General features: G+C 61.6%; 4 protein-coding genes. 3 read left to right on the forward strand and 1 reads right to left on the reverse strand.

Going from position 1 to position 7701, the window contains the following annotated elements; translation table 11 throughout:
* Window positions 1-94 precede the first annotated feature (94 nt).
* Window positions 95-1747, reverse strand: coding sequence for an alpha-glucan family phosphorylase (gene glgP / locus HW556_RS17440; protein WP_176901403.1), 1653 nt, complete (start codon window positions 1745-1747; stop codon window positions 95-97).
* Between the two features lie 386 nt (window positions 1748-2133).
* On the opposite strand from glgP, the gene HW556_RS18770 reads away from it, so the two are divergent.
* The 3 genes from HW556_RS18770 to HW556_RS17455 all read left to right on the forward strand — a co-directional run bounded on the left by HW556_RS18770 (window position 2134) and on the right by HW556_RS17455 (window position 7663).
* Entirely contained in the window at window positions 2134-3480 is a 1347-nt protein-coding gene (locus tag HW556_RS18770) for a DNA/RNA non-specific endonuclease (protein ID WP_176901404.1), read from the forward strand.
* Between the two features lie 340 nt (window positions 3481-3820).
* Entirely contained in the window at window positions 3821-5713 is a 1893-nt protein-coding gene (locus HW556_RS17450; RefSeq protein ID WP_176901405.1) for an alpha-amylase family glycosyl hydrolase, read from the forward strand.
* 156 nt (window positions 5714-5869) lie between these two features.
* Window positions 5870-7663: an alpha-amylase family glycosyl hydrolase gene (locus tag HW556_RS17455; protein ID WP_176901406.1), complete on the forward strand. Its 1794-nt coding sequence runs from the start codon at window positions 5870-5872 to the stop codon at window positions 7661-7663.
* The last annotated feature ends 38 nt before the right edge of the window (window positions 7664-7701 follow it).

Here is a 7701-nt window from a genome sequence, read left to right on the forward strand (position 1 = left end):
CCGCCGTTGAACGGCGTGGAGGGGAGTCTTTCGCCGACCCAGGCCCGAACCGCTTGATGGCGGGCGGGGACAAGCCCCGCCCCTACGTCGTTCTTTATTTCGCGTCGTACATCCGCTGGTAGTATTCGGTGGCCATGCGGCCCGACTCGAACTCGGGCTCCACGTCGCGCATGGCGGCTTTGCGGATGGCCAGGAACTTCTCGGGCTGGTCGTAGTAGAGCGGGATGATGTCGTTTTCGAGGGCGTCGAGGATGCCGGTGGCTTCGAGGTCGTCCTTTTCGTTTTCGGCGGCGTTGAGTTCGGCCAGAGGAAGCAGGAAGCTGTTTTCGCCGTCGCGGGCGAATTCGGGAATCCAGCCGTCGGGAATGCTCAGGCTGATGCAGCCGTTCATGGCGGCCGTCATGCCGCTGGTGCCCGAGGCCTCGCGCGGGAAGCGCGGCGTGTTCAGCCAGATATCGGAGCCCTTTTTCATGGCCGCCGACAGCCCTAGCTCGTAGCCCGTGAGCACGGCGCAGGTGTTGAAGTTTTTGGTCTTCTCGATGAGGCCGTTGAAGACGGCAATGGCGCCAAAATCCTTGGGGTAGGGCTTGCCGGCCCAGATAACCTGCAACGGCCGGCCGGTATCGGTTACCAACTGCCGGAACCGCTCGAAATGGCGCAGAATAAGGTCGGCGCGCTTGTAGCCAGCGAAACGGCGGGCCCACACCAGCGTGAGGGCGTCGGGGTCGAGCAGCTTGCCGGTCTGGTCGGCCACGATGTCGAACAGGCGTTTTTTCAGCTCCCGCTTGCGGGCGTCCAGGGCCTTATCGTCGTTAGCTTTCAGGGCTTTGTGCAGCTGCTCATCGCGCCAGTAGGTGCCGTTTTGCGAGTTGGTAATGGCGATGATGGGGCTGATGCCTTCATTGTGGCCCCACATTTCGTTGGCCACTTTGCCATGCACCTTCGACACGCCGTTGCTGATGCGGGCGAAGCGCAGGGCCGTGAGCGTATAGTTGACCCGCTCGTTTTCCACGATGCCCAGGTCGCGCACCTCGCCCAGCGTCAGACGGCCGAAGAACGACATCTTGTAGAGCAGCTCCAGTGGGTGCTCCTCATTGCCGGCCAGCTCGGGCGTGTGGGTGGTAAACACGAGGTGCTCGCGCACTTTGGCCCGGTCGCGGCCGAACTTCTCGTGCAGGAAAAACGCCAGCGGCAGGCCGTGGCCCTCGTTGAGGTGATAGACCTCGGTTTCGCGGTTGAGCACGTCGAGCAGCTTGCCGCCGCCCACGCCCAGCAGAATGCTCTGGGCCACGCGGGTGGCCGTGTCGCCGTCGTAGAGGTAGTGGGAGATGGTGCGCGAGAGGTGGTCGTTTTCCGGAATGTCGGTGGTCAGGAAGAACATCGGGGCCGTGCCGAACGTCTCGGGGTCGAGGTACAGGGCGCGCACCTGCACCTGAGCCTCGTGGATGGTAATGGGGAAGGTGATGCCGGTGTCCTGCAGGAAGCTATAATGCTTGCGGTGGAACTCGGCCCGCATGGTCTGGTCGTCGCTACGGCCCTGGTCATAGTAGCCGTAGCTCCACAGAATGCTGATGCCGATGACGTTCTGCTTCAGCTCATACACCGAGCGCATATGCGAGCCGGCCAGGAAGCCCAGGCCGCCAGAGTAGGTTTTCAGCGCCTGATCGAGGGCGAATTCCATGGAGAAATACGCGGCCGGGGTGCTGAACTCGGGGGCGGGCTGGTAGGGTTTGAATTCGAAAGCCATAAAGGGAAAGTCAGAAAACAGAAGATGCCAGCCGTTTTGCAAAGCACAGCGGATCCAAATATCGGATTTTTCGCGGGCTACGCCACCAATGCGGCTTCATAAGGCAAAAGCAGCAGCAAACTAGTCAACGGAGCATTAGCCGACGGGCATTTCCGGGCACGGCCAGCACGGTGGGCGGCCCCGCGCAGCCGCGTGTGGCAATTAACGCCGCTGGGCTATATCAGCACCGCTCCGGCCCGCTGCAATCTGCGGCAGACGCGTGGCTACCGCCTCATCCAATGCCCATTAAGTTAACACAAGCTTAACCGCAGCGGTAGCCTTATCGGGGAGAGGGTAGGGTAGCTTTGCGTTCTTTTTCGCCCTTACTGACCCCTTCAACCAACCGTATGAAGTTTCACTTTGTCTGGGCAGCCGCGCTGCTGCTGTCTGCCTCCTGCGCCAAGCAGGACCTGAGTCCTGCAACGCCGGCCGCCACCGCCGCCACCGCCGATGTGAGCAGCGCCGGCTTCCCCGAAGGGTTTGAAACCGGTACCAAAACAGCTTACTCCACCGGATCGGTTACGCTCAGCTCCGGTTCCTGGACGCTGAACGATGCCCTGCTGGGCAACACTACCTCCGACCGCAAAACCGGCAGCAAGTCGGCCCGGGTACGCAATACCGGTTCGCTGGCCACCAACTTCGACCTGACCACCGGCGCGGGAGTCGTAACCGTGCAGCACGCCAAATACGGCACCGATGCCACGTCGCAGTGGGAGCTGTGGGCCAGCCAGAACGGCGGCACCTTCATCAAGAAGGGCGTCACCATCACCACCAGCAGCACCGCGCTTAGCACGGCCTCCATCAACGTGAACCTGACCGGCACGGTGCGCCTACAAATCCGCAAGACCTCGGGTGGCACCAACCGCCTCAACTTCGATAACATCACGGTGGAGCAATACGGTGGAACCACGCCGCCGCCGCCACCGCCCGTGGCTGGCGACAACCAGCACCTGACCATGGGCAACCCCAGCGGGGCTGCGGCCGATATCAGCATGCCCACCAACTACCTGCTCAATAAGCCGGAGTATGCGCTGAGCTACCACCGCGACCGGGGTACTCCTACTTGGGTGAGCTGGCACCTGGATACCAGCTGGCGCGGCTCCGCCGCCCGCCAAGATGACTTCCGGGCCGACAACACCCTGCCCACCGGCTGGTACCGGGTGCAGGGCACCAGCTACAGTGGCTCCGGCTTCGACCGTGGCCACAACTGCCCCTCCGCAGACCGCACCAGCACTGTGGCTGCCAACTCGGCCACGTTCCTGATGACCAACATGATTCCTCAGTCGCCCAACAACAACCAGCAAACTTGGGCGGCGCTGGAAAACTACTCCCGCACGCTCATGGACCGGGGTAACGAGCTCTACATCATCATGGGCGTATACGGCCGGGGCGGCACTGGTTCGGCCGGCTACGCCGAAACCATCGACCAAGGCCGCATCCAGGTACCGGCCCGCGTGTGGAAGGTTATCGTGGTGCTGCCCGTTGGCAGCAACGATGTGAGCCGTGTTTCGACTGCTACCCGCATCATCGCCATCGACACGCCCAATCAGCAGGGACTGACCAGCAACTGGAGCCAGTATCGCACCAGCGTTGATGCCATTGAGGCTGCCACTGGCCTCGACGTGCTTTCCGCTTTGCCTACCAGCATGCAGCAGGTAGTGGAAGCCCAGGTCGATAACGGCCCGACCAACTAAAGTGCCCTAGCCTACCGGCGTGTCCTGATTTTCTCCTCCTGACGTTCCCGCCTCAAGGCTCTTTCATCTACTTTCTTCACCCGCCTGCTGACGGCTCTGCTGCTGAGTCTCGGCGCCGGTCCGCACCCGTTCCCGAAGCCCCGAAGCCCCGTTGCCTGATTTACAGGTGGCGGGGCTTTTTCGTTTCCAGCGTGCCTGGCCGGCGCTTAGTTACCCTTCGTACTTGCTGAAACACCAAAAATCGGTCAATAGGACACAATTTCCGCGCAGTTCAGCATTATCTTCTGCGGGCGTTCCGGCCGTAACTTGGCAGCCTTTCTGACCAATTCCCTTTGTGCTTATGTTCTCATTTCGTTTCAGGCCGCTACTGGCGGGTATGCTGCTGGCCACCGCCGCCGCTTCCCCGGCGCTGGCCGCTCCGGCCCTGACCGTTACTGAAGCCGCCGCTCCGGCCGCCAAAGCCGCTCCCATTAAGCGTATCGACCCCACTTTCTGGTGGGTGGGCATGAAAAATCCGAAGCTCCAGCTGCTGGTACATGGCCCCGGTATCCGGACGGCCACGGCCGCGCTGCGGGCTTACCCGGGCGTGCGCCTCGACAGCGTGCAGCAACTGGCCAGCCCGAACTACCTGCTGCTGCACCTCACCATCGCCCCCGAGGCCCGGCCCGGCCGGCTGCAGCTCGATTTCAAAGGGGCCAAAAAATTCAGCTACAACTACGAGCTCAGGCAGCGCACCACACCCGGCGACGACACGAAAGTGCAGGGCCTCACGCAGCAGGATTTCATCTACTTCCTGATGCCCGACCGGTTTGCCAACGGCGACCCGAAAAACGACTTCATCAAGGATATGCGCGCCCCCAAAGTGGCCCGCGACTCGATGTACAGCCGCCACGGCGGCGACCTGGCCGGCATCGAGCAGCGCTTCGACTATTTCAAAGACCTGGGCGTGACGGCGCTGTGGCTAACGCCGGTGGTGGAAAACGACATGCCCAGGGCCAGCTACCACGGCTATGCCCTCACCGACTACTACAACACCGACCGCCGCTACGGCACCACCGAGCAGTACCGGCAGTTTGTGGAGCGCGCCCACCAAAACGGCCTGAAAGTGGTGCACGACGTGGTGCTCAACCACATGGGCTCGAAGAACTACCTGTTCCTCGACCAGCCCGCGCCCGACTGGTTCAACCAGTGGCCGGGCTTCACGCGCAGCAACTACAACGCCTCGGCCCTCAACGACCCCTACGGCTCCGTCCTCGACCGGAAGCTTTACAACCAGGGCTGGTTCGATACCACGATGCCCGACGTGAACCAGGCTAATCCGCTGGTGTCTACCTACCTGATCCAGAACTTTTTGTGGTGGGTGGAATACACCGGCCTCGACGCCTACCGTATCGACACCTTCCCCTACTCCGACCCCAAGTTCCTGATGGATTGGGGCCGGGCCATGCAGGAAGAATTCCCGCGGCTGGCGCTGTTCGGTGAGGCCTGGGTGGGCAGCACGGCCCAGCAGGCGTTCTTCGCACGCAACATTTTCCAGCCCGTCGATGGGTTCAAGGCTAACCTGCCGTCGGTACTCGATTTCCAGTCGAGCTTCGCGCTGCACGATGCGCTCAAGTCGGGCAATATGCTCAAGCTCTACGAATCGTTGCAGGGCGACTGGCTGTATGAGGATGCCTCGCGCAACGTCACGTTCCTCGACAACCACGACGTGAGCCGCTTCTACTCGGTGATTGGCGAGGACTTTGCGCGCTACAAAATGGGCCTAGCCTGGCTGCTGACCACCCGCGGCATCCCGCAGCTGTACTACGGTACCGAAGTACTGATGAAGAACTTCAGCAACCCCGATGGGCTGGTGCGCGCCGACTTCCCCGGCGGCTTCGCGGGCGACTCGCTCAACTACTTTAAAAGCCGCCCCGGCCAGCCCGGCGAAGCGTTTGACTACGTGCGTAAGCTGGCCCAGTACCGCAAGTCGCACGCCTTTTTGCACAGCGGCAAGCTGATGCAGTTTATCCCGCAGGACGGCGTGTACGTGTACTTCCGCTACGCCCCCGAGGGCACCGTAATGGTGGTGCTCAACGGCAGCAAGGAGTCCCGCACGCTCGACGGCGCCCGGTTCGCGGAGCGCACGGGCGGGTTCACCTCGGGCCTGGAAGTAACCACCGGCGCGGTGCTGCCCAATTTGAAGTCGTTTACCGTGCCGGCCGCTACGGCCTGGGTGGTGGAATTGCGGTAGATTGGAGGTATTGTAGTATCAGGAGTACATCGTCATCAACCGGGCCTATTCCTCCACTCTACCACTCCCTCACCCCCGAGGGCCTCTTTTACAAAGTAAACTGCCGGTGAAACTTCGGCGCCCGCTGCGGGCTAAAAACGCCAGAATAACCTGACTATGAAACGCCTTCTGCTCCTGCTCGCCCTAGCCGCCTGCTCGCCCAACAAACCCGCCATGCTCGCGCCCGACGCCAACACCACCGAAGAAGCCCCCCAGGACCATAAGCTCATCATCTACCAGCTGATGACGCGCCTGTTCGGCAACCAGACCGCCACCAACAAAACCTACGGCACCGCGCAGGAAAATGGCGTCGGCAAGTTCAATGACATTACCGACCAGGCCCTGCAAGCCATCAAAGGCATGGGCGTGAGCCACGTGTGGTACACCGGCGTGCTCGACCACGCCACGCTCACTGCCTACGAGGGCATCCCGGCCGATGACGCCGACGTGGTAAAGGGCCGCGCTGGTTCGCCCTACGCCATAAAGGACTACTACGACGTGGCTCCCGACCTGGCCGTGGACGTGCCCAACCGCATGGCCGAGTTCGAGGCCCTGGTGAAGCGCACCCACAACAACGGCCTCAAAGTCATCATCGACTTCATTCCCAACCACGTAGCCCGCAGCTACAAGTCGGATGCCAAGCCGGCGGGTGTGGTGGACCTGGGCGAGCAGGATGATAAAACCCAGGCCTTTAAAGCCAGCAACAACTTCTACTACCTGCCCGGCCAGCCCTTCGTGGTGCCCGCCGACTACAACCCACTAGGCGGATTAAAGGCCCCCAATGAGGATGGCCAGTACCAGGAAAACCCCGCTAAAGCCACTGGTAACGACGTTTTCGCGGCCGCGCCCAGCGTCAACGACTGGTTCGAAACCACCAAGCTCAACTACGGGGTTGATTACCAGAACAACCGTCAGCCCCACTTCGACCCGATTCCGGATACGTGGCTGAAAATGCGCGATATTCTGGTGTTCTGGGCCCGCAAAGACGTGGACGGTTTCCGTTGCGACATGGCCGAGATGGTGCCGGTCGAGTTTTGGGCCTGGGTGATTCCGGAGCTGAAAAAGGTGAAGCCCAGCCTGCTGTTCATCGGCGAAGCATACGACGCCAAAACCTACCAGATGTACCTGGAAAAAGGCCACTTCGACTACCTCTACGACAAGGTGGGCCTCTACGACGGCCTGCGCCGCCTGACCCGCAACGAAGGCACGACCCGCGACATCACCAAGGTCTGGAGCGAGGAAAGCCGCGGCTTTGGGGGCCATATGCTACGCTTTTTGGAGAACCACGACGAGCAGCGCATTGCCAGCCCCGATTTCGCCGGCAACGCCCGCGCCGCTCTGCCGGCCATGACGGTTTCGGCCACGCTGGGCACCGGCCCGGTCATGCTCTACTTCGGGCAGGATGTGGGCGAGCCGGCTCGTGCTTCCGAGGGCTTCTCGGGTGAAGATGGCCGCACTACTATTTTCGACTATTGGGGTGTGCCCGAGCACCAGAAATGGCTGAATGGCGGCAAGTTTGATGGCGGCGGGCTGAGTGCTGAGCAGAAGCAGCTGCACACATTCTACGTGCGCCTGCTCACGCTTTCGGGCCAGCGCGAGGCTATTCGGAAGGGCCGCTTTTACGAGCTGCAAAGCACGCTGGCGGCCCAGAACCCCAGCTACAACGCCGACCGCGTGTATGCCTACCTGCGCTACACCGACACCGAAACGCTGCTGGTTGTCGTTAATTTCAGCCCCAGCGAAAGCCATACCCTCGACCTGAACCTGCCCGCTGCCATGCGCGCCAGCCTGAACCTGCCCGCCGACAAGCCGCTTACCTACAACGATTTGCTGACTCCGGCAGGCAATGCAACGGCCGGAACTACTGTTACACTGGCCCCGCAAAGCAGCCACATTTTCGAAATCAAGTAGTCATGCTGAGCAAAGGCGTAGTCGAAGCATGACGCTTT

It is taken from the genome of Hymenobacter terrestris (assembly GCF_013377905.1).
GTDB lineage: Bacteria > Bacteroidota > Bacteroidia > Cytophagales > Hymenobacteraceae > Hymenobacter > Hymenobacter terrestris.

Excerpts from the sequence above, each read along its gene's own strand:
- HW556_RS17455 (WP_176901406.1), top strand. The coding sequence starts at position 5,870 with ATGAAACGCCTTCTGCTCCTGCTCGCCCTAGCCGCCTGCTCGCCCAAC.
- HW556_RS18770 (WP_176901404.1), top strand. The coding sequence starts at position 2,134 with ATGAAGTTTCACTTTGTCTGGGCAGCCGCGCTGCTGCTGTCTGCCTCC.
- glgP (WP_176901403.1), bottom strand. The coding sequence starts at position 1,747 with ATGGCTTTCGAATTCAAACCCTACCAGCCCGCCCCCGAGTTCAGCACC.
- HW556_RS17450 (WP_176901405.1), top strand. The coding sequence starts at position 3,821 with ATGTTCTCATTTCGTTTCAGGCCGCTACTGGCGGGTATGCTGCTGGCC.